Raw genomic sequence first — 818 nt, 5'->3', positions numbered from 1 at the left:
AGCGTGCCGGTCGTCGTGCCGTGGTGCTGGTGGACGAGTACGACAAGCCCATCCTCGACGTGCTCGACACCGGTTACTACACCCGCACTTCCGAGGGCGAAAAGCTTCTTCTGGAGAACCGCCACCGCGACATCCTGAAGTCTTTCTACTCCACCTTCAAGTCTGCCGACCGCCACCTGCAGTTCGTGCTGCTGACGGGCGTCACCAAGTTCTCGCAGGTCAGCGTGTTCAGCGGCTTCAACCAGCCCAACGACATCAGCATGGACAACCGCTACGAGGCTCTCTGCGGCATCACCGGCAGGAGATGCGCGAGTACTTCGCAGAGCCGGTCACCGCCCTTGCCCGGAAGGACGGATGCAGCCTTGACGAGATGTGGGACCTCCTGCAACGGCAGTACGACGGCTACCACTTCGGCACGGCCATGACCGACGTCTACAACCCCTTCAGCATCCTCAACGCTTTGGCAAAGCAGGAGCTGCGCGACTACTGGTTCGCCACCGGTACGCCCACCTACCTCATCCGCCTGCTTGCCCGCAGCAACGAGCACATCAACGAGCTGGCCGGGCGCTTCTACGACCCTGCCATGTTTGTGGACTACAAGGCCGACGTGGAGCGCCCCCTGCCCATGATTTACCAGAGCGGATACCTCACCATCAAGGAGTATGACCGGACGACGGGCAGTTTCCGGCTGGACTTCCCCAACAACGAGGTGCGCAAGGGCTTCCTCTCCCTGCTGGCCGCCAACTACCTGAAGCCTGCCTCGCGCGAGGTGGGCAGCTGGATACTGGATGCCGTCCGCCTATTGATGAAAGGGCATA

At 61.6% G+C, this 818-nt stretch carries 1 pseudogene; it reads left to right on the top strand.

From position 1 onward, the window contains the following. A pseudogene (locus JCM16496_RS22570) lies at positions 1-818 on the top strand (AAA family ATPase); the annotation flags it as partial.

Origin of the sequence: Bacteroides rodentium JCM 16496, from assembly GCF_000614125.1 — a bacterium.
Lineage (GTDB): Bacteria > Bacteroidota > Bacteroidia > Bacteroidales > Bacteroidaceae > Bacteroides > Bacteroides rodentium.
Note: the sequence above shows the minus strand (reverse complement) of the source record. Positions and strands in the feature narration are given on the sequence as shown.